26 protein-coding genes are annotated in these 26,128 nt (G+C 72.6%); 6 read left to right on the plus strand and 20 right to left on the minus strand.

What is annotated here, in order from left to right; genetic code table 11:
- Window positions 1-3: 3 nt before the first annotated feature.
- The 5 genes from OG867_RS30560 to OG867_RS30580 all read right to left on the minus strand — a co-directional run bounded on the left by OG867_RS30560 (window position 4) and on the right by OG867_RS30580 (window position 6,368).
- Entirely contained in the window at window positions 4-918 is a 915-nt protein-coding gene (locus tag OG867_RS30560; protein WP_328898718.1) for a class I SAM-dependent methyltransferase, read from the minus strand.
- Window positions 915-2,027, minus strand: coding sequence for an NAD(P)-dependent alcohol dehydrogenase (locus OG867_RS30565; protein ID WP_406290280.1), 1,113 nt, complete (start codon window positions 2,025-2,027; stop codon window positions 915-917). Before OG867_RS30565 ends, OG867_RS30560 begins: the two co-directional genes overlap by 4 nt.
- Window positions 2,024-3,409, minus strand: coding sequence for an aldehyde dehydrogenase family protein (locus OG867_RS30570; protein ID WP_406290282.1), 1,386 nt, complete (start codon window positions 3,407-3,409; stop codon window positions 2,024-2,026). Before OG867_RS30570 ends, OG867_RS30565 begins: the two co-directional genes overlap by 4 nt.
- Window positions 3,410-3,417: 8 nt before the next feature.
- Window positions 3,418-4,173, minus strand: a complete 756-nt coding sequence (locus OG867_RS30575; RefSeq protein WP_406290284.1) for a (5-formylfuran-3-yl)methyl phosphate synthase — start codon at window positions 4,171-4,173, stop codon at window positions 3,418-3,420.
- Window positions 4,174-4,466: 293 nt separating this feature from the next.
- Window positions 4,467-6,368 (minus strand): RICIN domain-containing protein, encoded by a 1,902-nt coding sequence (locus OG867_RS30580; RefSeq protein ID WP_406290286.1) that lies wholly within the window; start codon window positions 6,366-6,368, stop codon window positions 4,467-4,469.
- A gap of 228 nt (window positions 6,369-6,596) precedes the next feature.
- On the opposite strand from OG867_RS30580, the gene OG867_RS30585 reads away from it, so the two are divergent.
- Window positions 6,597-7,250 carry a TetR/AcrR family transcriptional regulator gene (locus OG867_RS30585; protein ID WP_406290288.1) on the plus strand — a complete coding sequence of 218 codons (654 nt, stop codon included), beginning with the start codon at window positions 6,597-6,599 and terminating at the stop codon, window positions 7,248-7,250.
- A 13-nt stretch (window positions 7,251-7,263) separates the two neighbouring features.
- Here OG867_RS30585 and OG867_RS30590 read toward each other — a convergent pair whose 3' ends face one another.
- Complete coding sequence (locus OG867_RS30590; protein WP_328898713.1) at window positions 7,264-7,713, minus strand: GNAT family N-acetyltransferase; 450 nt, start codon at window positions 7,711-7,713, stop codon at window positions 7,264-7,266.
- An 86-nt stretch (window positions 7,714-7,799) separates the two neighbouring features.
- On the opposite strand from OG867_RS30590, the gene OG867_RS30595 reads away from it, so the two are divergent.
- Window positions 7,800-8,306, plus strand: a complete 507-nt coding sequence (locus OG867_RS30595) for a hypothetical protein (protein WP_406290290.1) — start codon at window positions 7,800-7,802, stop codon at window positions 8,304-8,306.
- Window positions 8,307-8,365: 59 nt separating this feature from the next.
- On the opposite strand, the gene OG867_RS30600 is transcribed toward OG867_RS30595, so the two are convergent.
- Genes OG867_RS30600 through OG867_RS30630 form a run of 7 tightly spaced genes read right to left on the minus strand, consistent with a single transcriptional unit; the run spans window position 8,366 to window position 15,851 of the window.
- Window positions 8,366-9,757 carry a phosphomannomutase/phosphoglucomutase gene (locus tag OG867_RS30600; RefSeq protein WP_406290292.1) on the minus strand — a complete coding sequence of 464 codons (1,392 nt, stop codon included), beginning with the start codon at window positions 9,755-9,757 and terminating at the stop codon, window positions 8,366-8,368.
- Complete coding sequence (locus OG867_RS30605) at window positions 9,738-11,345, minus strand: glycoside hydrolase family 13 protein (RefSeq protein WP_406290294.1); 1,608 nt, start codon at window positions 11,343-11,345, stop codon at window positions 9,738-9,740. Before OG867_RS30605 ends, OG867_RS30600 begins: the two co-directional genes overlap by 20 nt.
- Entirely contained in the window at window positions 11,342-12,562 is a 1,221-nt protein-coding gene (locus tag OG867_RS30610) for a Gfo/Idh/MocA family protein (RefSeq protein ID WP_406290296.1), read from the minus strand. Before OG867_RS30610 ends, OG867_RS30605 begins: the two co-directional genes overlap by 4 nt.
- A complete protein-coding gene (locus OG867_RS30615; protein WP_328898708.1) occupies window positions 12,559-13,638 on the minus strand; it encodes a glycosidase in 1,080 nt (359 codons plus the stop codon). The genes OG867_RS30610 and OG867_RS30615 overlap by 4 nt, the downstream gene beginning before the upstream one ends.
- 5 nt (window positions 13,639-13,643) lie before the next feature.
- A complete protein-coding gene (locus tag OG867_RS30620; protein ID WP_328898707.1) occupies window positions 13,644-14,501 on the minus strand; it encodes a carbohydrate ABC transporter permease in 858 nt (285 codons plus the stop codon).
- A 1-nt stretch (window position 14,502) separates the two neighbouring features.
- The gene (locus OG867_RS30625; RefSeq protein WP_406290299.1) at window positions 14,503-15,441 is read right to left on the minus strand and encodes a carbohydrate ABC transporter permease; all 939 of its coding nucleotides are present in this window, start codon (window positions 15,439-15,441) and stop codon (window positions 14,503-14,505) included.
- Window positions 15,438-15,851: a hypothetical protein gene (locus tag OG867_RS30630; protein WP_406290301.1), complete on the minus strand. Its 414-nt coding sequence runs from the start codon at window positions 15,849-15,851 to the stop codon at window positions 15,438-15,440. The genes OG867_RS30625 and OG867_RS30630 overlap by 4 nt, the downstream gene beginning before the upstream one ends.
- A gap of 309 nt (window positions 15,852-16,160) precedes the next feature.
- Between OG867_RS30630 and OG867_RS30635 the strand changes: the two genes are divergently transcribed.
- Complete coding sequence (locus OG867_RS30635) at window positions 16,161-17,207, plus strand: ISAs1 family transposase (protein ID WP_406281429.1); 1,047 nt, start codon at window positions 16,161-16,163, stop codon at window positions 17,205-17,207.
- On the opposite strand, the gene OG867_RS30640 is transcribed toward OG867_RS30635, so the two are convergent.
- The 3 genes from OG867_RS30640 to OG867_RS30650 form a co-directional block, all read right to left on the minus strand.
- Window positions 17,208-18,131, minus strand: coding sequence for an ABC transporter substrate-binding protein (locus OG867_RS30640; protein WP_406290303.1), 924 nt, complete (start codon window positions 18,129-18,131; stop codon window positions 17,208-17,210). It lies immediately after the preceding gene.
- A 90-nt stretch (window positions 18,132-18,221) separates the two neighbouring features.
- Complete coding sequence (locus OG867_RS30645; RefSeq protein WP_328898704.1) at window positions 18,222-19,241, minus strand: LacI family DNA-binding transcriptional regulator; 1,020 nt, start codon at window positions 19,239-19,241, stop codon at window positions 18,222-18,224.
- 124 nt (window positions 19,242-19,365) lie between these two features.
- The gene (locus tag OG867_RS30650) at window positions 19,366-20,046 is read right to left on the minus strand and encodes a ScbR family autoregulator-binding transcription factor (RefSeq protein ID WP_406290305.1); all 681 of its coding nucleotides are present in this window, start codon (window positions 20,044-20,046) and stop codon (window positions 19,366-19,368) included.
- A gap of 387 nt (window positions 20,047-20,433) precedes the next feature.
- On the opposite strand from OG867_RS30650, the gene OG867_RS30655 reads away from it, so the two are divergent.
- The gene (locus OG867_RS30655; RefSeq protein WP_328898702.1) at window positions 20,434-21,114 is read left to right on the plus strand and encodes an HAD family phosphatase; all 681 of its coding nucleotides are present in this window, start codon (window positions 20,434-20,436) and stop codon (window positions 21,112-21,114) included.
- A 12-nt stretch (window positions 21,115-21,126) separates the two neighbouring features.
- Here OG867_RS30655 and dhaL read toward each other — a convergent pair whose 3' ends face one another.
- Entirely contained in the window at window positions 21,127-21,789 is a 663-nt protein-coding gene (gene dhaL, locus OG867_RS30660) for a dihydroxyacetone kinase subunit DhaL (RefSeq protein WP_406290307.1), read from the minus strand.
- A 43-nt stretch (window positions 21,790-21,832) separates the two neighbouring features.
- Entirely contained in the window at window positions 21,833-22,831 is a 999-nt protein-coding gene (locus OG867_RS30665) for a dihydroxyacetone kinase subunit DhaK (RefSeq protein ID WP_406290309.1), read from the minus strand.
- A 159-nt stretch (window positions 22,832-22,990) separates the two neighbouring features.
- Between OG867_RS30665 and OG867_RS30670 the strand changes: the two genes are divergently transcribed.
- Together OG867_RS30670 and OG867_RS30675 are read left to right on the plus strand one after the other, a co-directional pair.
- Window positions 22,991-23,545 carry a hypothetical protein gene (locus OG867_RS30670; protein ID WP_406290311.1) on the plus strand — a complete coding sequence of 185 codons (555 nt, stop codon included), beginning with the start codon at window positions 22,991-22,993 and terminating at the stop codon, window positions 23,543-23,545.
- Between the two features lie 24 nt (window positions 23,546-23,569).
- Complete coding sequence (locus tag OG867_RS30675; RefSeq protein WP_406290313.1) at window positions 23,570-24,082, plus strand: tetratricopeptide repeat protein; 513 nt, start codon at window positions 23,570-23,572, stop codon at window positions 24,080-24,082.
- A gap of 45 nt (window positions 24,083-24,127) precedes the next feature.
- Here OG867_RS30675 and OG867_RS30680 read toward each other — a convergent pair whose 3' ends face one another.
- Window positions 24,128-24,682, minus strand: coding sequence for a cysteine hydrolase family protein (locus OG867_RS30680; protein WP_406290315.1), 555 nt, complete (start codon window positions 24,680-24,682; stop codon window positions 24,128-24,130).
- The gene (locus OG867_RS30685; RefSeq protein ID WP_406291229.1) at window positions 24,679-26,121 is read right to left on the minus strand and encodes an MFS transporter; all 1,443 of its coding nucleotides are present in this window, start codon (window positions 26,119-26,121) and stop codon (window positions 24,679-24,681) included. The genes OG867_RS30680 and OG867_RS30685 overlap by 4 nt, the downstream gene beginning before the upstream one ends.
- Between the last annotated feature and the right edge of the window lie 7 nt (window positions 26,122-26,128).

The following is a 26,128-nucleotide window of genomic DNA, read 5'->3' on the forward strand; positions in this document are numbered from 1 at the left end:
GCACTACATTCGGCGCCGGTACGCGAACACCCACCGGTTCCCCTCCAGCGCGTCGTTCGGCTCCGGCAGCGGGCCGCGCCCGTGGCGGCGGGTGAACTCGAAGGGGGTGTGCGTCGACGCGGACCAGCCCCGCGTGGCGAGCCGGCCCGCCGAGTCGGGGCGCGGGCCCAGGTCGAAGAGGCCGAGCAGGTCGATACCGATCTGTTCACGCGTCGCCGTGTAGATCGCGCTGTCCCGGTACGCCAGGAGGTCCGCCTCCAGCTTCGCCTCGAAGGCCAGGGCGCTGCCCTCGGTGGCCAGCAGGTCCACGGTGTCCACGAGATACGTCTCCGCGGGGCCCGGCAGATAGAACAGCAGCCCCTCCGCCAGCCAGATGCTCGGCGCCGCCGGGTCGAAGCCCGACGCGGTCAGCGCGGTGACCCAGTCATCGCGCAAGTCGACCGGGATCAGCACGCGTTTCACCTTCGGCGCGGCCGACAGGTCCGCCAGTACCTGGTGCTTGAAGGCCAGCACGCCCGCCCGGTCGACCTCGAAGAACACACAGTCCGACGGCCAGTCCAGCCGGAACGCCCGCGTGTCCAGTCCGGCGCCCAGGAGCACCACTTGGCGGGCGCCCGTGAGCACCGACCGGACGACGAAGTCGTCCAGGACCCGGGTCCGCAGCCCGAAGTAGCGGGCGAACCGGCCCCACAACGCGTTTCCGTCCCCGTCGGGCACCTCCTCGATGCGCACGGGCCACTCGGCGCAGGCCGGCGCGGCCCGCACGAAGTGCTCGGCGTAGATGTCGCGGGCCAGGCTGTCACCACGGTGGGTCTCGATCGCGCGGGCGGCGGCGACCAGCAGAGCGGTCAGCCCCACACCCCCGTCCACGCCTTCCGCCGCCAGGTCCTGGGGCGTCGTACCGCATGCCTCGTTCATCGGCTTCTTCCCTCCGGGATCAGGACGGGTTTGACCACCCGGCCCGCTTCGCAGTCGCGTTCGGCCTCGTTGACGTCGGCCAGGGGATAGGTACGGATCAGCTGCTCGAAGGGGAACCGCCCGGCCCGCCACAGCTCCGTCAGTACGGGGATCAGCAGCCCCGGCACCGCGTCCCCCTCGCAGATGTGGCGGACGCTCCGGCCCCGGTCCAGGGTGCCCGGCTCCAGCGGCAGGGCGCTGTGCAGCCGCGCCACCAGGCCCAGCGTCCCGGTCGGGCGCAGCGCCCGGAGCGCGTCGTTGATCAGCGCGGGCGACGCCGTCGTGTCCAGCGCGTACCGGGCGCCGCCGTCCGTCAGCCGGCGGACGCGCTCCGGCAGCCCGGCCGCGCCGGCGGACAGCGGGACGGCCCCGAACCGCTCGGCGAGCTCCAGCCGCTGCGGCAGCCGGTCCACCGCCACGACCGGCACACCGGCCGCCCCCGCCGCCATGACCGCGGCCAGACCCACCGCCCCGGCACCGAGGACCACCAGCGGGTCGCCCGGTCCGGCGCGGAAGGTGTTCAGCACCGCCCCGGCCCCGGTGAGGAAGCCGCAGCCGAGCGGCCCGAGCAGTTCGACGGGGAGCGCGGGGTCGACGCGGACGGCGTTGCGGGCGGACACGAGCGCGTACTCGGCGAACGAGGACTGGCCGAACCACCGGGGAGCCAGCGCCTTCCCGTCCGCGTCGCCGAGCCGGGGCGGCTCCTGCGCCCGCCCGCCGAAGAGGTTGAGGGCGGCGAAGGAGTCGCAGTACGCGGGGGCCGCGCCCCGGCAGTTCCGGCAGTGCCCGCAGGAGTCGAAGCTCAGCACCACATGGTCGCCGACGCCCGTCTCCGCGCCGGGCCCGCCGCCCGACGCCACGACGACCCCGGCCCCCTCGTGTCCGAGGACCGCCGGCAGCGGGCTGCGGCCGGCGGACCGGCGCACCGCGAGGTCGGTCCGGCACATCCCGGCACCCGCGATCTCCACCAGCAGCTCGCCGGCGGCGGGTTCCGTGTGCAGGACGACGTCCTCGACCGCGAACGGCTCCTCGTACGCGCGCAGCACCGCCGCCCGGAATCTCCTGGTCATGGCTCCTCCGGGCGGTGGACGACGAACGGCCGCAGATTTCCGTACAGCCCCCAGGGGCCGCCCGCGACGCCGACCCCGCTGTCCTTGATCCCGGCGAACGGCTGGGCGAGCGACAGCTCGGCGTGATGGTTGATCCAGGCCGTCCCGCATTCCAGCCGGTCCGCCACGGCCTCCGCCCGGTCGAGATCGGTGCCCCAGACGGAGCCGCCAAGACCGAAGCCCGTGCCGTTCGCCGCGTCGACCGCCTCATCGACGCTCCCGTACGGCAGCACCGGCAGGACCGGACCGAACTGCTCCTCCGTCACCACCGCACTGCCCGGCGGCACATCGGTGAGGATCGTCGGGGCGAAGAAGTGGCCGGGCCCGTCCAGCCGGTGACCGCCGGCCGCGGCCCGGGCACCGTCGGCCAGGGCCCGTCCGGTGAGCTCCACGATCCGGGCCAGCTGCGGGGCGTTGTTGACCGGGCCGATCCGGGTGTCCGGGTCGAGGCCGCTGCCCACCGCGACGGACTTCGCCCGCAGGGCCAGCGCCTCGACGACCCCCGCGTGCAGCCGGGCGGGGGCGTACACCCGCTTGACGGCCATGCAGACCTGCCCGCAGTTGCGGAACGCGGCCCAGAACAGCCGGTCCGCGACCCCCTCCACATCGACGTCGTCCAGCAGGACGGCCGCGTCGTTCCCGCCCAGTTCCAGGGTGACCCGGGCGAGGGAGGCCGCCGCCCCCTCGGCGACCGCCCGCCCGGTGGGCACCGAACCGGTGAACGTGACGTGCCGGATGCCCGGATGCGACGCCAGCCGGGCCCCGAGGGGTTCGCGCCCGGTGACGACGGTCAGCACGTCCTCGGGCAGGGCGGTCGCGAGAACGGACCCCAGCAGCCGGGTGGCGAGCGGGGTGTACGGGGACGGTTTGAGGACCATGGTGTTGCCCGCCGCGAGCGCGGGCGCGAACTTCGCCGCCGCCAGTTGCAGCGGGAAGTTCCACGGCACGATCGCCGCGACCGGCCCGACGGGACGCCAGCGGACCTCGCTGCGCACGGGCCGCCCGTCGCTGATCCGCCGCGTCCTGGGGGCCAGGTCCGCGAAGTACCGCAGCCGGGCCGCCGTGCGGGCGACCTCGGCGTACGACTCGGCCAGCGGCTTGCCCTGCTCCCGGGTGAGCAGCCGCGCCAGCTCGTCACCGGCCGCCTCCACGGCCTCGGCCGCGCCCCGCAGCGCGTGCGTCCGGGCGGCGGGGTCGGCCCGCCACCCGGACCAGGCCCGGTGGGCCCGGCCGATCACCGCGTCCAGCTCGTCCGGCCGCATGTCGGGGGCCTCGCCGCAGGTCTCCCCGGTGGCCGGGTCGGTTACGGAGATCCCGGGCCCCGCCTCTTCGAAGGTCGGCATTCCGGCGGTCAGCCCGCGAGGGTGACGCCGGCCGCGAACTCCCGGGCGTGCCGGTCCATCTCCGCCCGGAACGCGGCCACCAGATGCGGCTGAATCCTTCCGGCGTTGCGGTCACCGCCCTCGCAGACCGCCCCGCGCACCCCCACGATGTCCGTGCCGATACGGGTCAGCGTGGCGAGGTCCGTCTGCTTCACGCTGCCCGCGAGGGCCGCGAGGAGCCCGGAGGCGTGGGCGAGACCGACGAACTCGGCGCAGACGTCCGGCGGTACGTGGTCGAACAGCCGCGAGCCGTCCTTGATCGCCGTGTCGAGCATGGCCGCGTCGGCGCCGGACCGGGCCGCGATATCGGGCAGGGCGAGCGGATTGACGCAGCCGACGCGGTGGGCGTCGGCATAGCCCGAGGCGACGACCAGCGCCTCGGGACGGTAGTCCTTCACCGCCCGCACGACCGCCCGCATCACCTCGATCCCCTGGTCGGGCGTCGTGCACCCGTAGAGCCCGACCTTGATGTACGTGGCACCCGAGACGACGGCCCCCAACGCCGCCTGGGCCACCGTGCCGGGCTTGTACGGGACGTCGCCCACGGTCGCGGACACCGGCTTGCCGGCCGGGACCGCCTCCCGGATCTCCCTGATCACCCAGGGGAAGTTGGCGCCGAGCGACCCCTCGTCGGGCTTCTTCACATCGACGATGTCCAGATACTCCGCCGCCTTCGCGCAGTCGACGGCTTCCTCGACGCTGTCCGGAGAGATGAGAAGCAACACCTTGGGCTCCTTCCGCCGCAGGGGTGCGGATCACCAGGTTGACCTGCGGTGTGCTCATCATTTCCGCCGCCCACGGGCCCCGGTAGAGCGTGCGGAGACCCCCGGGAGCACAGCCACCCACGCGCATTGCGCCGCATGCCCCGGCGCGCGGAGGCACATGGGATCATGCGGGGATGAGCGGAGACCTGGAAGTGAGCGCGCCGGCGTTCAACATCCGGCTCGGCTGAGCCCTGCGGCGTACGCACGGTGCCCCCGCGAGCGGACCGCTCGCGGGGGCACCCGGCCGAGGGTGCTCAGCTCTCCAGGGAGAACGTCTGCGCCGCTGATCCGTCGCACGGCTGCTGCGAGAGGTGCGCCCCGTTGGCGGTGGACCCGCCGTCCACGGCCAGGCACTTGCCGCTGTTGCGGGCGACGAAGCGGTAGCGGCCGGCCGCGCCGGAGGGCTCCGCCCGCCACTGCTGGTTGGTGCCGCCCACGTACGACCACAGGTGCACCCGGGTGCCGGACGCGGTCGCGCCGGGGCCGCCGTCGACGTCCCACACCTTGCTGTTGTGCCGGTTGACGACCTGGTAGGTGCCGTCACCGGCGGACCGGAACTGCCAGCCCTGGTTGGCGCCGGTGGTGCAGCTCCACTGCTGGAGCGCGGTCCCGTCGGCGGTGCCCCAGTCGGCGGCGTCCAGGCAGGCACCGCTGCCGGCGTTCTTCACCCGGTACCAGGCGGACTGGTCGATGGAACCCGTGGGGGGCTCCGTGGTGCCGCCGTCGGTGCCGCTCCACACGAAGGTGGCGACCGCGCCGGCGGGCAGCGTGTAGACCAGCGACCTGCCGTTGTCGGTCAGCGAGAACTTCTGCGCGCTCGTGGCCGAGTTGACGACGTACGCGGCACGGGTGCCGTCCGCGTTCTGGAAGGCGACGTTCTCCACCCCGCCGTTGCCCTGGCTGGTCGAGCCGATGCGGGTGGCACCGGGCTTGACGAACTTGGAGAGCTGCCCCAGCACGTAGTACTCGGCGTTACGCGTCACGTCGCCGTTCGCGATCTCCACGACGCCGTTGCAGCGGTCCGAGCAACCGCCCTGGTGCGGGCCGCCGTTCTGGTCCAGGGCCAGGTTCCAGTCGATGACCGTCTCGCCGCCGTTGCGCATGTTCTGCACCACGAGGTTCTCTGCGTGCCACTTGAGGGTGTCGGCGAACGTGGCGGACCGGTCGGCGCTCTCCGTACCGGAGCACTCGGTGAAGAACACCCGCTTCCCGGCGTTGACGACCTGCTGCTGGGCGGAGGGATCGCCGCCGTAGCAGTGGAACGCGGCGCCGATCACCCGGTTCATGCCCGGGGTCCCGTTGAACACTTCCAACGGGTAGTTGGGGTGGTCCCAGTTGTGGTCGAAGGCCAGCAGGTTCGTCGGCAGGTTCGCCGCCGTCAGCGTACGGTCGAGCACCTTGAAGAAGTCCGCCTGCTGGGACGCCGTCATGGTCATCGAGGGGTAACTCGCGGCGAACTCGGGCTCGTTCTGCACGGTGAGGTCGGTCAGCGTGATGCCCTGCTGCCCGTACGCCTGGATCGCCTTGACCAGGTAGTCGGCGTACGCCTGGTAGCTGTCCGTCCTGAGGCTGCCGCCGTTCAGCGCGTTGTTGGTCTTCATCCAGGCGGGCGGCGACCAGGGGGTGCCCATGAATCGGATGGCCGGGTTGACCGAGGTGGCCTGCTTCAGGACCGGGATGATCTCGGCCTTGTCCCGGTCGATGGAGAAGGAGCCGCGGGTGTCCTCGTACGTGTAGAGGCTGCTGTCGGCGTTGAAGTCGCTGCTGCCGAGCGGCTGGCGCAGATAGCTGAGCCCGATGCCGTCGCCGGAGGACGAGAACAGCGAGGCCATCAACGCGTTCCGCTTGTCCTGCGGCAGGCCCTGGATGAGATGGGCCGAGGCCCCGGTGACCGAGGCGCCCGCCCCGGTGAACTTCTGGCCCTTGCTGTTGGCGTCGACGCGGATGTCGACGCTCTGCGGCGAGCCCGTGAAGGCGACGCCGCCCTCGGCGGACAGCCTCTTCGCGCCGTCGGGGGTGGTGACCCATACCTGAGCCGTGGGGTCGGCGGCCTGCGCGGCCGTACCGCCGCCGGCCAGGCCGACGGCCGCGACGGCCATCGCCAGGGCCGCGCCTGCGGCGCGCGCCCGTGGGCGTGGGGGAGTGTCGTGGGACATGTGCGGCTCTCCTTCGGTCATGCCTGGGGGAGGACATGGCGCGTCCCGCGGAGACCGTTTGCAGGGCGCGGTTCCGTGGACGACGGCGATATGAAAGCACACCCACTAAGTGGTTAGTAAGTAGTCGTACGCGCATTGGTGCGGAAGGCCCCGGCGCCCGCGCCGCCCCCAGGTCAGCGGGCCGGACGCCCCCGTTGACCCCCGTTCCCGCCGGTCTAAGCTGTGCCGGTGAGCAACCAGTCAGCAGGCAGATCCGGCCGGTCGGCCAAGCCCCGCACGCCCAGGAGCCCGGAAGCCCAGCAGCGGCAGCGGGACATCCTGCGCATCGCGATGGACACCTTCGCCGCCCGTGGCTACAACAACGCCTCGCTCGCCGAGATCGCCGACCGGGTCGGCCTCACCCAGGCCGGTGTCCTGCACTACTTCCGGTCCAAGGCGCTCCTGCTCACCAGCGTCCTCGAACTGCGCGACGAGTCGGACATCCAGCAGCTCGGCCCGGACCGCCCGCAGGGTCTGGCGTTCCTGCGCCACCTGGTCGACACGGCGATCCGCAACGCCGAACGCGAGGGCATCGTCCGCCTGTACGCCGTCCTGTCGGCGGAGTCCGTCACGGACGACCACCCGGCACAGGACTACTTCCGGGACCGCTACGACGGACTGCGGGGCTTCGTCGCCGACGCCCTCCGCGAGGCGTGCGGCCTCCCCGAGGAGGGGACGGACGAGGTCGAGCACGCGGCCAACGCCGTCATCGCCGTGATGGACGGCCTCCAGGTCCAGTGGCTGCTGGCCCCCGGCGCCGTGGACATGGCCGCCTCGACGGACCTGGTGGTCAACGCCCTGCTCAGGACGCTGGCCCCGGAACGCTTCGGCGCGGACGGCTGAACGGCGTCACGGGTCACGCCTCGCGCGCGAGGTAGCGCCGGAACCCCTGGGCCCGCGGCTCGAAGCCGCACGACGCGTAGAACGTGTGGACGTACGCGTCATCGGCGGCGAGGAGCTGCACCTTGTAGCAGCCGGCCTCCTCCGCGAGGCCCACGACCGCGTCCAGCAGCCGCCGCCCGACGCCCCGGCGGCGGCCGGCCCCGGCGACCACCATGTTCTCCACGAAGAGGATGCCCCGGCCGCCCCGGGTCAGGTTCGGCATGACGATGCTGTCGGCCGTCCCGACGACGGCCCCGCCGGCCTCGGCGACGAGAACGGTGCGCCCCTGCTGCGCCGCGATGCGCTCCCACCCGGCCATGGCCTCCTCGGGCGACAGCTCCGGGTCGTCGGGGTTCAGCTCGCGGTAGAGGGCGAGCAGCGCGGGAAGGTCCTGCTCGGTGGCGGTGCGTACGGTGATCTCCACACCCGTAAGACTAAAGCGGCTCCTGCGTTCCGGTGGTCTTCCGGCGAAGGACGATCCGTTTCGGGCCCGGGAGCCGTTACCCGTGCATGAACCGCAGAAGCATGATGCGACTGACCTCGGCGGCGACGATCACCGGGGGACTGGTGGCCGGAGCGGCCGGAACCGCCCACGCGACACGGAGGGCCGACCGGCAGCTCACCCTGCACGGCAGGCGCACCGGCGCGAACATTCCGGACGTCCTGACCGTCGGCGTCCCGTACTACGTGCGCTACGACCTGACGGACGCCGAGGGCCGCGCCGTGGGCACCGAGAACGCGCACTGCCTGCCCGTCACCGTGGGGCCCGACGGCTCCTTCGTCATGGCGACTCTGGTCCTGGCCCTCACCGACGGCATGATCACGGCCTCCACCGCCTTCCAGCGCCCGCTCCCCGCCGTGACCGAACTGCCCGTCGAATCACGCCGCTGGACGCACGAGTTCGCCGTCACCGGGGGCACCGGCAGCTACAACGGCGCGGAGGGCTCGGTCAGCATCGAACACCTCACCCGCGACGAGGACACCCTCACCATCACCCTGACGGACGGGGCCGGGTAAGGGCGCCCACGGTCCTCGGGCTCTCAGCGTCATGGCCGCATGGTGCCCGGCGGTGCCCGTCAGGCTTCGCGCACCGTCGCCAGCACCTCGTCCCGGACCCGGGCCATCAACTCCCCGCTGCTCGCCTCCACGTTGAGCCGCAGCAGCGGTTCCGTGTTGGACGGGCGGAGGTTGAACCACCAGTCCGCGCCGCTGACGGTGAGCCCGTCCAGGGTGTCGGCCGTGACGCCGGGGCGGGACTCCCAGCCCGCGCGGACCGCAGCCGTACGGGCGGCCTGGTCGGAGACCGTGGAGTTGATCTCGCCCGACGCGGCGTACCGCTCGAAGCGGCTGGTCAGCGCGGACAGCGGGCCGTCCTGGCCGCCGAGCGCGGCGAGGACGTGGAGTGCGGCCAGCATGCCCGTATCCGCGTTCCAGAAGTCGCGGAAGTAGTAGTGCGCGGAGTGCTCGCCGCCGAACACGGCCCCGGTGCGGGCCATTTCGGCCTTGATGAACGAGTGGCCGACCCGGGTACGGACCGGGGTGCCGCCCGCCGCACGGATCACCTCGGGCACCGCGCGCGAGGTGATGAGGTTGTGGATGACGGTCGCGCCCGGGTGCCGCGCCAGCTCGCGCGAGGCGACCAGGGCCGTGATCGCCGACGGGGAGACCGGGTCGCCGTTCTCGTCCACGACGAAGCAGCGATCCGCGTCGCCGTCGAAGGCGAGCCCGAGATCGGCGCCCTCGGCGAGCACCCGCGCCTGGAGGTCCACGATGTTGGCCGGTTCCAGCGGATTGGCCTCGTGGTTCGGGAACGTGCCGTCCAGCTCGAAGTACATCGGCACCACCGTCAGCGGCAGCCCCGCGAGCACCGTCGGGACCGTGTGGCCGCCCATGCCGTTGCCCGCGTCCACCACCACCTTCAGCGGGCGGATCGCGGACAGGTCCACCAGGGAGCGCAGATACGCGGCGTACCCGGCCAGGGTGTCCCGCCCGGTGACGACACCCGCGCGGGCGGCCGGGGCCGGCGCCCCGTGGTCCGTCCACCGCTCGACCAGGGCACGGATCTCCGCGAGACCGGTGTCCTGGCCCACCGGCTCCGCACCGGCCCGGCACAGCTTGATGCCGTTGTACCGGGCCGGGTTGTGCGAGGCGGTGAACATCGCACCGGCGAGGCCCAGCGAGCCCGACGCGTAGTACAGCTGGTCCGTCGAGCACAGCCCGATCTCCGTGACGTCGGCACCCTGCGCCGTGGCGCCCCGCGCGAACGCCCGGGCAAGACCCGGGGAGGAGGGCCGCATGTCATGCCCCGTCACGATCGCGTCCGCACCGGTGACCCGGACGAACGCGGCACCGAACAGCTCCGCCGTCGTCTCGTCCCACTGGTCCGGCACCACACCGCGGACGTCGTACGCCTTGACGAGCCCCGACAGGTCGGGCCGGGGCGTCGGGTCAGTCACGGGCGTCGTCATCGGTGTCTCCATGGGCGGTACGGGAAGAGGGCGGGGCGAGGAACCACACGGCGGTGTCGGGCGGCAGCGCGTCCCCGTCCAGCGGTCCACTGCTGAGCAGCGGGCGGCCGGGCGTACGCACGGGCTCGGCGCCCAGATTGACGACGCACGCCAGCTCCCCGCGCCGGAAGGCCAGGACCGGCGCGCCCGGCTCCGAGAGCCAGACGGGCGCCGCCGCCGGGTCCGGGGCCGGATGGGCGCGGCGCAGCCGGAGCGCCGCCCGGTACAGCGCGAGCGTCGAGCCGGGGTCCGTCTCCTGCGCGGCGACGGTGAGACCGGCCCAGCCCTCGGGCTGCGGCAGCCAGGTGGCCCCGGCCTCCGCCGTGGTGAAGCCGTACGGAGCCCGCGCGCCGGACCACGGCAACGGCACCCGCGCCCCGTCGCGCCCGCGCTCGGTGCGGCCGGAACGCTCCCACAGCGGGTCGAGGATGCGGTCGACAGGCACCTCGGCCTGGGGGAGGCCCAGCTCCTCACCCTGGTAGAGGTACGCGGAGCCCGGCAGCGCCAGCATCAGCAGCGCGGCGGCGCGGGCCCGCGCCGTGGAACCGTACCGGGTGACCGGACGCACCGCGTCATGACTGGAGAGCAGCCAGGTGACGGCCGCTCCCGGCACACCGAAGGAGTCGTCGATGACGCGGCGCAGCTCCGCCGGGTCCCACGCCGCCTCCAGGAAGGCGAAGTTGAACGCCTGGTGCATCTCGTCGGGCCGGATGTAGCGGCCCAGCCGCGCCGGGTCGAAGACGGCGGACTCCGCGACCATCACCCGGTCGTGCGGCGCCACCGCCCCGGGCGGCGCGGGATGGGTGTCGAGGAGCGCCCGCCACTCGCGGTACAGCGGGTGCAGCTCCTCCTGGTCGTAGTACGGCATCAGGTGGTTGCGCAGCGGGTCGGTGTGCTGCCCGGGCCCCGCGTCCGGCAGGCCCTCCGCCTTGAACAGGGCGTGCGCCACGTCCACCCGGAAGCCGTCCACACCCCGGTCGAGCCAGTAACGCAGGACGTTCATGAAGGCGTCGCGCACCTTCGGGGCGCGCCAGTTCAGGTCGGGCTGCTCGGGGGCGTGCAGATGGCAGTACCACTCACCGTCCGCCACTCGCGTCCAGGCGGGTCCGCCGAACGCCGACTGCCAGTCGTTCGGCGGCAGTTCGCCCGCCGCGCCCCGGCCCGCCCGGAACAGGTACATCTCCCGCTCCGCCGATCCCGGGCCCGCCGCGAGCGCGTCCAGGAACCACGGGTGGCGGTCCGACGTGTGGTTCGGGACGAGGTCCACGATGAGCTTGAGGCCCAGCTCGTGGGCGCGGCCGGTCAGCCGTCCGGCGTCCGCGTCCGTCCCCAGGTCCGGGGCGACACCCGTGTAGTCGGAGATGTCGTAGCCGCCGTCGGCCAGCGGGGACGGGTAGAACGGGGTGCACCACACGGCATCCGCGCCCAGGTCCCGGATGTGTTCCAGGCGCGCGGTCAGGCCCGCCAGGTCGCCCGTCCCGTCCCCGTCCGAGTCGGCGAAGGCCCGGGGGTACACCTCGTAGCAGACCATGTCCTGCCACCAGCTCATGCGGGGACTCCTTCGGAGAGGGCCGGGCCGGGGGACAGCACGTGCTGCTCGGCGCCGGTCGCGGCGGCGACCGTGGCCGCCTCGGCGACCGCGACCGCCGCGAAACCGCTGACCGGGCCGGCCACCGGGGGCGCACCCGTACGGGCCGCCCGCACCAGGTCGGCCATCGCCGCGCGCACGCTCTGCGCGTACACGTACGGCTTGCGCGGCTCGCCGCCGAGGTCGAGGACCGCGGTCACCCGGTGCGGCACGGTCCGCTCCTCGCCCCGGCCCCGGGCCTGCGCGGCGGACCCGGCGTTCCGCTCCACGCGCACGGTGATCCGCTCACCGCCGCCGGGCCGGAACCCCTCGACGGCCAGCAGGTCGTCCCGCAGCCCCGGCAGCTCCTCCCAGGCGCGGGCGCCGTCCTCGTCCACCCAGGCCGTGATCTCCGCGTGTACGGGGATCCAGCCGCTGATCCGCGTCTCCGCGAACCCGTGGTCCAGGCGCATCAGCTGCCGCTCGGCGCGATGGGCGTGCGTGAAGGAGTGCAGGTGCGAGGCGAGCACGCCCCCGGGGTGCACCACATCGGCGCTGACCATGTCGACCGGGCCGCCTGGGCGGCGGACGGCGGTGGCCCGCACGCTCAGCGGATCGGTGCCGAGGAGGGCCCGGGCGGCGTCGAAGAAGTGGACGCCGTGCTCGATGAAGATGCCGCCGCTGTGCGCCGGGTCCCAGAACCAGTGGCCGGGGCCCAGGTCCTCGTCGGACGCGTCGTTCTCGAACAGGAACCGGCGCGGCGGCGCGAGCAGCCCCCGCCCGGTCAGCCGCTCCAGGGCCCGCAGCAGCGGGTTGTAGCGCAGCACATGGTCCACGACCAGGGCGCGCCCGGCGAGCCGCGCCTCCTGGACGACCGCCGAGGCGTCCTCGGTCGTGGTGGCGAGGGGCTTCTCGCAGAAGACGTGGCGCCCCGCGCGCAGCGCGGCCGTGGCCATCGCGGCATGGGTGGCGGGCGGGGTGGCGATCAGTACCGCCGCCACGTCGTCCCGCTCAAGGAGCTCGTCCAGCGAACCCAGTGCCGGAACACCGTGCCGCTCGCCGAGCAGCCGGGCCCGCTCGTGCGAGGGGTCGGCGACCGCCGCGAGCCGCAGGCCGGGCAGCCCGGCGATCGCGTCCAGGACGAATTCCGCGAACCCGCCGCAGCCGGCCAGGCCGATACCCAGGGCGCCGTCCGTCATGCCGTGCGCTCCAGGGTGGCCACGCCGATGTGCGCGTCGGCCATGCCGTAGAACACGTACAGCTCGCCGTCGATCTCCTCGATCGCCGTCGGGAAGACCACGTTCGGGACGGTGCCCGAGCGCTCCTCCTCGGTCTCCGGCGCCATCAGCGGCTGGTCGGAGCGGGCGAGGACGCGGGACGGGTCGGCCGGGTCGAGGATCATCGCGCCGGCCGCGTACGACACGTCCTGGTTCTGCGCCCACGGGTCCTCGATGGTGCCCGACACGCCGTGGTGGATGAGCAGCCAGCCCTCGGGCACCCGGATCGGGGCGGGGCCGCCGCCGATCTTCAGGGACTCCCACGGGAACTCGGACAGCGCCAGCAGGCGGTGGTCGCGCGGCCGGGTCAGCGCGGTGATGTCGGCCTCCACCTCGGCGGCCGGGACGTAGCTGATCCAGATGCCGGGCCGCTCGTCGGTGACACCGGCGGGCAGGTGGACGCCCTCGCCCGGGCGGAACCAGCCCAGGTCCCACATCGGGCGGTGCAGCATCGCGTACGCCATCTCGCCGTCCGGGCCCGGGACCGGCTCGGGGAAGTGGACGACGTCCTTGTTCGGGAAGAGGTTGAGGTCGGTGTCCAGGTCCGGCTGGTAGGCGAACTGGATCGGACCGAGACGGGTCCAGTCGGTGAGGTTCTCCGACACGGCGAGCGCCGGCTTCGGGCCGAGCGGGCCGTAGGCCACGTAGCTCATGACGTGCTTGCCGAGCGACGGGACCCAGGTGATGCGCGGGTCCTCGACCCCGGCGTTGTTCTTGCCGCGCTCCCAGCCCTCGTCGGGGGAGAGGACGGTGCCGCGGCGCTCGACGCCGTTCGGCACGCCCGCCCCGTCGAAGGTCACCTCGGCGAGGCCGACGCGGGAGACGTTGCCCTCGGAGACCAGGCGCGGCAGCAGGTGGAGGGTGCCGTCCGGGGTGCGGCCGGAGGCGGGGTTCAGGACACCCTCGACCTCGTTCGCCTCACCGGCCAGCGGGGACATGACCACACCCTTGCGCACCATGCGGTAGGGGATGCGGGTGGCGGTGGTGGTGTTGCTCATGGCGATTAGCCCTTTACTCCGGAATCGATGTCGGTAGAGGTGAAGTGGCGCTGGAACAGGAGGAACAGGACCACCGCGGGGAGGGCCAGCACACAGGCACCGGCCAGCAGCGCACCGGCGGGGTTGGCCACCGAGCCCTGAAGGTTGGAGAGGAAGCTCGCGAGCGAGACGGCGAGTGGCTGCATGTCGGCGTTCTTGGTGACGAGGAAGGGCCACAGGAACTCGTTCCACGGACCGATGAACGTCAGCAGCAGCGCGCTCAGCACGGCCGGCCGGGCCATCGGCAGCGCGATCCTCCACAGGATGCGCAGCTCGCTCGCGCCGTCGATGCGGGCCGCCTCGAAGAGGGACTGCGGCATCTGCGCGAAGAACTGCCGGAACAGGAACACGGCCGTCGAGTTGATCGCGAACGGCAGGATCATGCCCAGGTAGTTGTCGCCGAGCCCGTAGTCGCGGACGACGAGCACGTACAGCGGCAGCGTCAGCAGCTGGAACGGGACCATCTGCACGAGCAGGAGGGCCGCGAAGACCGCCCCCTTGCCCCGGAAGCGCAGCTGCGCCAGCGCGTACCCGGCGAGCACCCCGAACACCAGCGTGCAGATCAGCACCCCGATGGTCATGATCCCCGAGTTGAGCAGGGACCGGCCGAGCGAGATCGCGCTGTTGACCGCCGCGTAGTTGTCACCGGTCAGCCCGGACGGGACCGCCGCGGACAGGTCACCGACCGTCCGCCCGCGCAGCGAGCCGACGATCATGTAGTAGAAGGGGAACAGGAAGGCGACGGCGCCGAGCGACAGCAGCACGTAGCGGAGGGCGCTGCCCTTGGCGAAGCGGCGGGCGGGCCCGGGGGTGGTGGCGCTCATGTCAGTCGCCCCTCTCGGTGAGCTTGCGGGCGGCGATCGACACGACCATCACGAAGGCGACGAGAACGACGCCCAGAGCGGCCGCGAAGTCGGGGTGCCCCTGCTCGATGCCCTTCTGGTACATCAGCAGGACGGGCGAGGTCGACGCGTGGTCGGGGCCACCGCCGCCGGTCAGCAGATACGGCTCGCTGAACAGGTTGGCGCCGGTGATGATCGCGTAGATCACGACGAGCGTCGTCGCGGGCCGTACGCCCGGCACGGTCACCGAGAAGAACTGCCGCACCTTGCCCGCGCCGTCCATGGCGGACGCCTCGTACAGCTCCTTGCCGACGTTCTGCAGCGACGCCAGGTACAGCATCACGAAGAAGCCGAGCTGCTTCCAGGTCACGAACACGGCGATCATCGGCATCGCGAGATGCGAGTTGACCAGCCACGACGGATCCGGGGCGTGCGAGCCGAGCAGGTGGTTGACGAACCCGTCCGAGCCGAAGAGGAACTGCCATACGGCGACCAGCGCCACGCTCGCCGTCACATACGGCACGTAGAACGCGGCGCGGAAGAACCCGCGCCCCCGGATCTTCGAGTTCAGCGCCGCCGCCAGCACCAGCGCGAGGCCCACCGTCAGTGGCACGTTGATGACGAGGAAGATCAGGATGTTGAGGAACGCCTGCCCGACGACCGGGTCCGTGAACACGTCCCGGTAGTTCGACAGACCCACCCACGGCGAGTCGATGTCCGTGCCCGGCGCGGTGAAGTAGAAGCGGTGGAAGGAGATCCACACCGTGTAGACCAGCGGGACCGCGAAGACCACCACGATGAACAGCACGTACGGCGACACGAACAGCGCGCCGGCCCGCGACGGACCACGCCGTGTCCTGCCGCTCGGGGCGGCTCCACTCGTGCGTACGGCGGCGGGCGCCGCGTCCAGGTTCACGCTCATGACGGGTCCCCGTACTCGTTCAGCAGGTCGGTGATCTTGGAAGACGCGTTGCGCAGACCCGCGTCCGTGGACTCGCGGCCGAACACGACCGACTTCGTCCACTCGTCGCGGAACGCCTGCCAGATATCGATGGAACCCGGCACATTCGGCACCTCGACCACGCGCTCCGCCTGGTCGGCGAACGCCTTGTACGTCGGGTTCTTCGCGAAATATCCGGGATACTTCGCGGTCAGGTCCTCGCGCATCGGCATCTGGCCGGTGGCCTCAAGGAACTTCCCGTCCTGCGCGGCGGAGCTCGCGAACTTCAGCACGTCCCAGGCGGTGGCCCGGTTCTTGCAGGCGCTGAACATCGCCGCGGACTTCTCGTCGCTGAACGAGTGCTTGCCGCTCCCGCCGTCGGCGGTCGGCACCCAGGGTCATTGCACGAAGAGGATCAGTCCGGTTCGCCGGTCTCGGGTGTGACGTGACGTCATGGACCGTTGTGGGGCGGGATGTCCCCGGAAAGCAGTGCAGGCACGGTGGTCGGTGATCATGTGGTTGTCGAAGACCCATGAGAACCGAGCGAGACCGTGCCTGCCCGAACATCATCGCCCATGCCCGCCGGGCTGGGTAATCTGGCCCTACCGAACCCTCACGTCACCCTGCAGGATGCCGCTGACCTGCGGCGCTTCCTGATATGGATACCGGATCCGCGCGGCCTGCGAGGACGGAGGTATCCGATGCTCCCGCTGCTGTGCGCGGCGGCCGGCGCGGTTCTGGCCGGCGCGCGTTCCCTGATCGCGATCGGCGAGTGGATCGATGACGCCCCGCAGTCCGTCCTGGGCCTGCTCGGCTTTCCGGCGGATCCGCTCACCGGGGTGCGGCCCACGCCGCATGCGGCCACCGTCCGGCGTCTGCTCCAGCGCCTCGACGGTGACGCGCTGGACGCCGCGATCGGCGCATTCCTCCAGGCCCGAGGGCAAGCATCGCCACCGGACGAGCCGCCGAAACTGCGGGCGGTCGCGGTCGACGGCAAGACCGTCCGCGGATCCCGCACCGCCACAGCCACGGCGATCCAGTTGCTGGCCGCGATGGACCACCACGGCGTGGTCCTGGCCCAGCGGCAGATCGCTTCCAAGAGCAACGAGATACCGGCCTTCGCTCCGCTGTTGGACTCCATCGAGCTGATCGGCACCGTGATCACCGGCGACGCGCTGCACACGCAGCATGCCCACGGCCGCTACCTCCGGACACGCGGCGCCCACTACCTGGCCATCGTGAAGAAGAACCACCCCGGCCTGTATGCGCAGGTCAGGAAGCTTCCCTGGGCGGATATCCCGCTGGACCACCGCACCCGCGACCGTGCCCACCACCGTGACGAGATCCGTCGCCTCAAGGTCGCCGCCTTCCGGCATCTCGACTATCCCGGCGCCTGCCAGGCCGTCCAGATCGTCCGGTGGCGACGGGAGTTGAGCACGGGGAAGCTGACGATCGAGCGGGTCTACGTGATCACGAGTCTGGACGTCTTCGACGCCACCCCGGCCGAACTCGCCTCCTGGATCAGAGGTCACTGGGGCATCGAGAACCTCCTGCACCACGTCCGTGACCGGACCTTCCGCGAGGACGACTCCAAGGTCCGCACCGGACACCTGCCCCGCACCATGGCCGGCCTACGCAACCTCGCCATCAGCATCTTCCGGCAGAACGGCGATACCAACATCGCCGCCGCCCTCCGTCACACCGGCCGCGACTACCGGCGGCCCCTGGCAGCTCTCGGCCTTACGTGATCAACCCGGACAGATCGCGATCACGCAATGGCCTTGGGTCGGCACCGGTGCCACACCGATGTCCACGTTGTCCTTGTACGCGGTGACCGCCCAGGGGCCGACCGTCGCCATGGCGGTCGCGCCGTCGTTGAGCGAGTCGCCCGGGTACGCCTCCTGCGGCGCCAGCTTCTCCGCGTACAGGGTGCGCCAGAAGGCCGCGACCTTCCGGCCGGCCGCCGAGTCGAACTGCGGCTTGCCGTCCTCGATCAGCTGCTTGCCACCGCTCTGCGCGGCGAACGCCGGGTAGAAGTCGTACCAGGGCTGGAAGAAGTCACTGCTCGGCGAGGGCCATATCGCGGCCTTCGCGGCGCCGCTGTGCACGAGCGTCCGAGAGGTTTCGAGGAATTCCTTGTACGTGGCCAGCTTCGGGTGCTCGGGATCGAGACCGGCCTTCGCGAACAGCTTCTTGTTGTAGAGGATCATCACCGGGTTGCTCTTCCACGGCAGCTGGTAGAACTTGCCGTCGGTGGAGCGGTACTGGTCGGTGAGGGAGCCGCCGCGCTCGGTGATGAACTTCTCGCCGTCCGGGAAGTCACTGAGGGAGACGAGGCCGTTCTGCTTCTGGAAGGTCGGCACGGCCGCCGGTGAGGTGTTGAAGGCCAGACACGCCGACGTTCCCGCGATGATCGAGGCGCTGATGGCCTCCTCGGAGGTCTTGCCGGCCGGGATCTGCTGGGCGGTGACGTGCTGCCCGGGATGGTCCTTGTTCCACGCGGCGACCATCGCCCTGCCCCACTGCACCTCCTGCCCGTTGTTGGAAAGCCAGACCGTGATCGGGCCGCGCGCCTCGGCGGCGGTGGCCGGATCGGGAGCCGATCGGCCGCAGGCCGTCGCCGTGCCCGCGAGAGCGAGCACGAGCAGCGCGTACGCCGTTCTCCTCAGCATGATTGATCTCCGAACTGTTCACGCGCGGCCTCGTCGCCGCACGGAATTCCCGGTCGGCGCGAGCACGACCGGTCGATTGCCCCCGTTACGTCACCGGCGGGGTGCCGGCCCCATCGACGCACGGGGCACGAACTGCGCCGGAGGCAGCCGCACATGGTCGGCGGCTCCCTCGGCGACGACCGCGTCGAGCGCGCGGGCCGCCGCCTCGCCCCAGCCCCGGGCGTCCGCCCGTGCGGAGGCGAGCGGCGGGAAGCTGTACCGCGTCAGGGGCGCGTCGTCGTAGCCGACCAGCGACACCTGGTCGGGCACCCGGACACCCAGCTCCTGGGCGACCGAGAGCCCGGCCATCGCGGCGAGGTCGTTGCCGTAGACGATCGCGGTCGGCGGCTCGGCGGAGCCCAGCAGCTGCCGGGTCGCCTGCGCGCCGCCCTCGGGCGTGAACCCGCCGGGCAGCACGGGCCCCTCGGGCAGGCCGAGCACGCGCAGGGTCTGCTCCCACGCCGTCCGGCGCCGGTGGGCGTGCAGCAGCTCCTGCGGCCCCTCGACGTGGGCGATGCGCCGGTGGCCCAGCTCCGCGAGGTGGCGGACGGCGGCCGTGTACGCGGGCTCGTCGTCCAGGCTCACCGCCGTCAGGCCGTCACCCCACTCGGGCTGGCCGACCACGACGGCCGGCAGACCGAGCTCCCGCAGCAGCGCGGGACGCGGGTCGTCGCGGCGCAGGTCGGTGAGGAGGACTCCGTCCACCTGCTGCTCCGACGCGAGGCGCCGGTAGACGCTCTGCTCGTTGTCCGGGGCGGTGATGTGGATCATCAGCCCGTCGCCGCGCTGCCCGATCACCGCCTCGACCCCGGCGATGAACGCCGGGAAGAAGGGGTCGGCCCCGACCTGCTCCGCGTCGCGGGCGAGGACGAGCCCGAAGGCGCCGGCCTTGCCGAGCGAGAGGGCCCGGGCCTGGCGGCTGGGGGTCCAGCCGAGCTCCCGGCTCGCCGCGAGGATCCGCAGCTTCGTCTCCTCGGCGACACCGGGCCGGTCGTTCAGAGCGAAGGAGACCGTGGCGCGTGAAACACCGGCCCGCCGGGCGACATCCGCGATGGTGGGCTTGCGTGCCATGGGCCTGGTCTTCCTTGCCGGCGGGCCGAAGACGGGCGCCTTCAAACCGGTTTGACTGCTCGAACGAGGACAACCAAACCGGTTTGGAAGAAGGGCGTCAAGAGGCAGGGGCCTGTGATGCCCGTCACCGGGGAGGGGCTGGGGCGGCCGCCCGCCCGGCGCGCGAGCCGTCCGCCTGTACGGGGATCCGGGCGCGGGCCCGGGCGAGCAGGCCCGCCGGATCGGGCTCCGCCTGGAGTGAGGCGAGGGCCAGCCGCCACCACTGCTCCAGCCGCTCCGGCCAGCCCCACTTGCCCGGCATCTCGTCGGTCAGGGTGCAGTGCCCGTAGAACCCGCACACCAGGGCCACGGCCGCCGCCGACGGATCGACCCCGTCCGCGAGTTCGCCCCGCGTACGGGCCTGGGCGAGGAGCCGGGCGCACGCGAGCGCCCAGGCGCCGAACGGTGTCGGCACGGGCGCCCCGATGGTGCGGCGCTCCGCCCACAGCCGCGCGCCGGCCCGCGCCACGACGTCCTCGCTGAGCGACTGGGCGACGCGGAAGCTGAGCGCGACCAGCTTCTCCAGCGGAGGGACGCCCGGTGCGGCGTAGGTGGCGGCGAGCTGCGGCCAGGTGGCGAACTGCTCGCGGACGACTGCCAGCGCCAGCTTTTCCTTGCTGGAGTAATGGAAGTAGATCGCGCCGCTGGTCTTTCCCGAGTGGTCACTTATGTCATTGACACTCGTGCCCACATATCCCCGTTCTACGAATAGATGTGCCGCCGATTCCAGCAGCACTTTCCGGGTTGCGCGCGCCCTGTCCTGCACCTGTTCCACCTTCGCTCATACGTGCTAGCTCCACGACGTGAAAGCCCGTCACGTCCCGTGGTGAGGGGCGCAGTCGCATCGCGCGACGATCCTATTATTCATCGCCGGGGCCGCGCAGTCGGCCGGTACTTCTTCATGTATTCCGGTGCACTCGAATTGGTGATTGCGGAATTCGGGGCCGTCGAAATAACGTAATGGTCATGATGTTTCGGACGGGCTGACCCTCGGGGTCGCGAGTCCGTCGCGGCGCCCAGCGGAATCGACCTGGCCGCCGCGCTCACGGAGCGACGCCCGCGTCCGATTCCTCCCTTCCACAGGTGTGCCATCCGGCACATGTCTGCGCCTCGTACCTCACCGGTCGGCGCAGCCTCCGAGAACGGCGGTTACATGACAGCTCATCGCATCCTTTCCTGGTCCCCGTCCGCCCTCGTCTTCGACTGCGACGGCACCCTGATGGATACCGAAAGGCACTGGCAGGAGGCCCGCACCCTCACCTTCCGGCTCTACGGGCTCACCACGCCCGCCGGGTTCGCCGACCGGGCGAAGGGCGTGCACTACACCGAGTGCGGCGCCCTGATGGCCCGGGAGACCGGGAAACCGGACCTGGCCGGCGACTTCGCCGACACCCTCCTGAGCACCTTCACCTCGCTGGTCGAGGAGGACCCGGTCACCATGCCGGGCGCCGCCGCGCTGGTCCGGCTGGCCGCCCGCCACCGCCCGCTCGCGGTGGCCAGCAACTGCCCCCGGGCCACGGTGGAGTCGTGCCTCGACCGAGCCGGGCTCCTCGGCTGCTTCCAGCATGTCGTGGTCGCCGGCGAGGAGGTACGGCCCAAGCCCGAACCGGACGTCTACCGGGCGGCCGCCCGCCTCTGCGGCGTACCTCCCGAGGAGGCCCTGGCCGTGGAGGACTCGCTGACCGGCATGGAGTCGGCGCGCCGGGCGGGCCTCCGGGTGATCGGCATCGGGACGCGCCCGCCGGACCCGGACGGCGAGCAGGCCGACCTGTGGGTGACGAGCCTGGCCGACCCCGAACTGCTCAGCTGGGCCCGCAGCCGCCTCGGCCCCTGAGCGGCGGGCGGGTCAGTCACCGGAGAGGTGGGGCGCCAGCGTCCGCACCGTGTCCGCCGCGGATGCGAAGAACAGCGCCATGCCCACGGCCCCCGGGTCCGGGACACCGGTGGCCCGCTCACCCAGGTAACTGGCCCGCCCCATGCGCGCCACCCGGGACGCCGTCTCCCGCACCCCTCGCCACGCCTCGTCCGCGGCGGCGGCCAGGGCTTCGGCGGGGGGCGCGTCCCCGGCCGCCCGCAGCGCGTCGGTGGCCGGGGCCAGCGCGTCGACCAGCGTCTTGTCACCGGGCGACGCGTCCCCGACGCGGCGGATGGCGGCCAGACCCTCGGCGGCGCCGTCGGCGAGCGCGCCCGTCGTCAGCCCCGGTCCGGAGCCGGCGGCCCGGCCCATCGCCTGGAACAGCAGGCCGAACAGCGGGCCGCTGGTCCCGCCGACCTCGTCCAGGAAGGCGGTGGCCAGGGCGCCGAGGTGTTCGCCGGGGCCGGCCGAGGCCGCCACCCGGTCGAGCAGCGGCCCGGCGGCCCGGACCCCGGCGGCGAGATTGGCGCCGAAGTCGCCGTCGCCCGCCCGCTGGTCCAGCTCCGTCAGCTCGGCCTCCGTGGCGTGGACCGAGTCCGCGAAGCGCCCCGCCCACTCGCGGGTGCGCGTGCCGTCCAGAGCGTCGCTCGTCATGGTGGGCCCTCCTCGTACCTTCGTCCCGCAGGGAAGCGACCGGTCACCACCGCAGTGCCGGGGTGTGCACGGGCGCGTCGTAGAAGGCCAGGGCGGTCCGGTCGGCGGCCATGAGGGTGAGGGAGAACCCCCGCATGTCCAGCGCCGTCACGTACTCGCCCACCAGATGGCGTGCGAGCCGCACCCCTCGGGCGTCGAGCACCCGGACCAACTCCCCGAACACCGCGTACAGTTCGAGCGAGGTGACGGATCCGAGCCCGTTGACGAGAGCGACGACGGACTCCTCGGGCCCGGGCCGCAACGCGTTCAGCAGCGCCCCCGTCATCTCCTCCACCAGCGCGCCCACGGTGCCCTGTTCGCGGGTGTGGGCGGCGCGCTCCCCGTGGATCCCGACGCCGTACTCCAGCTCACCGGGCGGCAGTTCGAACGCGGGCTCGCCGGTGGCCGGCGCGTGGTGCGCGGCCGAGGCGACCGCGAGCGTACGGCACCGGCCCGCGAGGCCCGTACCCAGCTCCACCAGCTCTTCGAGCCCCATCCCCGTGTCGGCGGCGGCGCCCAGGACCTTCTCCAGCAGCACCGTGGCGCCCGTGCCGCGCCGTCCGGCGGCGATGTCCTCCGAGTCGGTGGCCAGGTCGTCGTCCACGAGGACCCGCGCACAGGCGATTCCCGCGTCGGCGAGGCGCTCGGCCGCGATGCCGAAGTTGATCCGGTCGCCCGTGTAGTTCTTCACGAGGTGCAGCACGCCGTCCGGTCCCGCCACCGCGCGCGAGGCGCGGAAGATCTGCCGGTTGTGCGGCGAGGCGAACACCCTCCCCGGGCAGGCCGCGTCGAGCATGCCCGCACCGACGAACCCGGCGTGCAACGGCTCGTGCCCGGACCCGCCGCCCGACAACAGCCCCACCCGCCGCCCGGGCGCGGGGTGCCGGGCGGTCACGAAACCGTCCGCCGCGTCGTACCGCACCAGATCCGCGTGCGCACGGGCGAAGCCGGCCAACGCGTCGGACACGAGTTCCCCGGCGCCGTTCTCGAAGTACCTGGCCATGAGCCGCACCCATCCCGTCCCTGGCGGTGAGGCCGTACGAGCCGACCCGGACGATATTCCCATGGTGCGGGTAACGGTCCGCATGCGGCAACTCGCACAGCGTGGGGGTTCGGGTGGTGGGGGGTGTGCCATAGGGTGCGCCGGAGCGGGGGAGGGCGCATGAGGCGGCTCGACAGAGGGTTTGCGGCCGAGCGCGCCGGGTCGGCGCCGTCGTCCGTCTCCGTCGCGGTCCTGTGCGTGGCCCTCCTCGCCTCCGTTCCGCTGTGGTCCGGCCGGCTGGCAGCGCCCGAGGGGTCCCTCGTGGTGATGCTGGTGGCGGGCGCGCCGCTGCTCTGGGTGCTGAGCACCCTGCTCACCTTCGTCTACGTTCTGCCGCTGGTGGCCGCGGCGCACTGGTTCGGCAGGCGCCGGGGGCGTGGTGAGCGTCGGCGGTACGTGGTGGCGGCCACGCTCCTCGGAGTGCCGGCGGCGGCCGGACTTCCCACGCTGGTCCTGATGGCGCGGGCGGGGCCCGGGGAATGGGGCCGACTCGCCGCGCACGGCGCGCTGGTCGCCGCGGTGCTGTGGGACGTCTCGGCACCGGCGGCCCTGGCCGTCCACCTCACCCTGCGGCGCGAGCGTGCCGGCCGCCCGGTGCGGCCGGTGGTGGACATCCTCCTCTGGGGGACACTGGCGCTCGGCGTCGAGTTCGTCGGCCTGCTGGTGTTCGGGTGATCCGGGTGTTCCACCGTAGGCCGCATGAGCGTGGATGACCATGAGAAGGACCTGGCCCTGGCGCGTGCCGTGCGGCTGCGGGAGCAGGGCGAGGCCGGGGCGGCCCGGGAGCAGTTGCTGGGGCTGGCCGGGCGGTATCCGGAGGACGCCGTGATCGCCTACGAGACCGCCTGGGTGCACGACGTCCTCGGCCTGGAGGCGGAGGCCGTGCCGTTCTACGAGCGGGCGCTGGCGGGGGAGGGCCTGGCCCGCGAGGACCGGCACGGGGCGTTCCTCGGGCTGGGGAGCACGTGCCGGGTCCTGGGGCGTTACGAGGAGGCCGCGCGGACCCTGCGGCGCGGGCTCGACGCCTTCCCGGAGGACCCGGCGCTCCGGGCGTTCCTGGCCATGGCGTTGTACAACCGCGGCGAGGGCCGCGAGGCGGTGGGCCTGCTCCTGAAGACGCTGGCCACCGCCTCCGACGACCCCGGGGTGCGACAGTACCGGCGGGCGATCGAGCACTACGCCGACGATCTGGACGCCGTGGAGCCGGGGTGAGCCGGGGGCGGGGGCCGGATCGCCCGGCCCCGACCCGGACCGGGGTCAGCCCAGGCCCGCGATCCAGCCGTCCACCGTGGTGACCTCGCTCTGGTTCGGGAACACCTTCTCGGTGAGCACCCGGTGCACCTCCGGGTCGCGGTCGGCGCAGCCGTCGGCCAGGACGGTGAGCCGGTAGTCGAGGTCGGCGGCCTGGCGGAGCGTCGAGAGCACGACGCCGCTGGTGGCGAGACCGGTCAGGACCAGATGGTCGACGCCCGCGCCGCGCAGGACGAGATCGAGGTCGCTGCCCGTGAAGGCGCTGACCCGCTTCTTGGTGACGACGGCCTCACCGGGCCGGGGCGCGACGTCGGGGTGGATCTCCGCCCCCGGATCGGCCTCGGTGAAGGCCCCTGCGGGCAGGGCGCCGAAGAGCGGGCTGGACTTGGCCTCGGGACGGCCCGGCCGGAAGCCGACGACGACGTGCACGACGGGCACATCGGCCGTGCGGGCCGCGGCGACGGCACGGGCGAGGCGCGGGGTGAAGCCGGCGTCGAGATCGGCGACACGGTCGACGATGGCCTTCTGCAGGTCCATCACGAGCAGGGCGGGGCGGGTCATGGGCTTTCCTCATCGTTCTGGGAGTCGTTCTCGGAGCTCTCGCCGATACGGCGCAGCGACCGGTCGGCGACGGTGACCGCCAGGAACAGGACGCCGGCGGCGAGCATGAACCAGGCCAGGTGGTGCAGGCCCGGGGTGTCGGCGCGCTGTCCGAAGAAGGCGCCGTTGGCGGCCGACGCGGTGATGGCGCCGAGGTAGCCGAAGGTGCGCAGCAGCCCGGCGGATGAGCCGATGCGGTCGGCGTCGGCCTGGTGGTAGACCGCGTTCTGGAGGGCGAGGCCGTTCAGCCCCTGCGGCACGCCCAGGACGACCACGACGGCCAGCAGCATCCACACGGGGCTGTCGCCGTGCAGGAGGAGCAGCAGGGCGCACGCCGCGATCTGCCCGGCCGCGCCGACCAGGAGCTTCCCGCGCACCGCCTGGCGTCGTCCGGTGAGGGCGGACACGGCGATCCCCGTCGCGAAGAGGGGCAGTTGGACCAGCCCCGCCTGCGAGGCGGACAGCCCGCGCCCCTGCTCGGTCCACTGGGTGAATCCGTACAGGAACGCGTAGGTGACGACGTAACAGAGCAGGGCGCGCCCGTACGTGGCGACCAGCGGCAGATTCCCGCCGAGCACCCGTACGTCGATGAACGGCTCCTCGGCCCGCAGCTCGCGCCAGGTGAATCCGGCCCCGGCCGCGAGGGTGAGCACCAGCAGGTACCAGTCGCCGCTGCCGATGTCCATCAGGAACAGCAGCAGGCACGACAGCGCCACGGCGAACAGCCCCATCCCCGGCAGGTCCAGGCTCCGCACCCAGGGGCGGCCGTCCGTGCGGGCCGTCCCGGGAAGCGCCGGGATGCGGCGTGCCCCGAGGTACAGGCCGAGGAGCGCCAGCGGGATGTTGACGGCGAGAGTGGCGCGCCAGCCGCCGATGCCGACGAGCAGTCCGCCGACGCTCGGGCCGACGACGGCGATGGTCTGCGTGGTGATCGCCAGCGCGGTCAGCACCCCGGCCGGGCTCTTCTCGCCGGTGCGCCGGGCCTCGCTGCGGATCAGGTACATGGCGGACGGATAACCGGCGCAGGTGCCGAACCCGAGCAGCACCCGCGCGGCGACGAGCACGCCGAGGCTGGGCGCCAGCATGCCGAGGACCCCGGCGATCCCGGTCAGCGCGGTCCCGGCGAGGAACAGCCGCCGGGGCCCGAACAGGTCGATCAGCCGGCCCATCACCGGCTGGCCTATCGCGGTCGCGAGATAGAGGGCGGAGATCAGCCAGGCGGTCTGGGCGGGCGGAGCGCCGAAGGCGGCCCCGATCGGGACCAGCGAGACCGAGATGATGGAGGAGTTGACCGGGTTGAGGGCGGCCCCCGTCATCATCGGGGCGAGCAGTCGCCGGTCGAAGCCCTGCGCCGGGCCCTTGTCCCGCTCGGGGCGCCACCGTTTCAGGGCACGCGTCATTCCCGTA

It is taken from the genome of Streptomyces sp. NBC_00209 (genome assembly GCF_045206345.1).
Classification (GTDB): domain Bacteria; phylum Actinomycetota; class Actinomycetes; order Streptomycetales; family Streptomycetaceae; genus Streptomyces.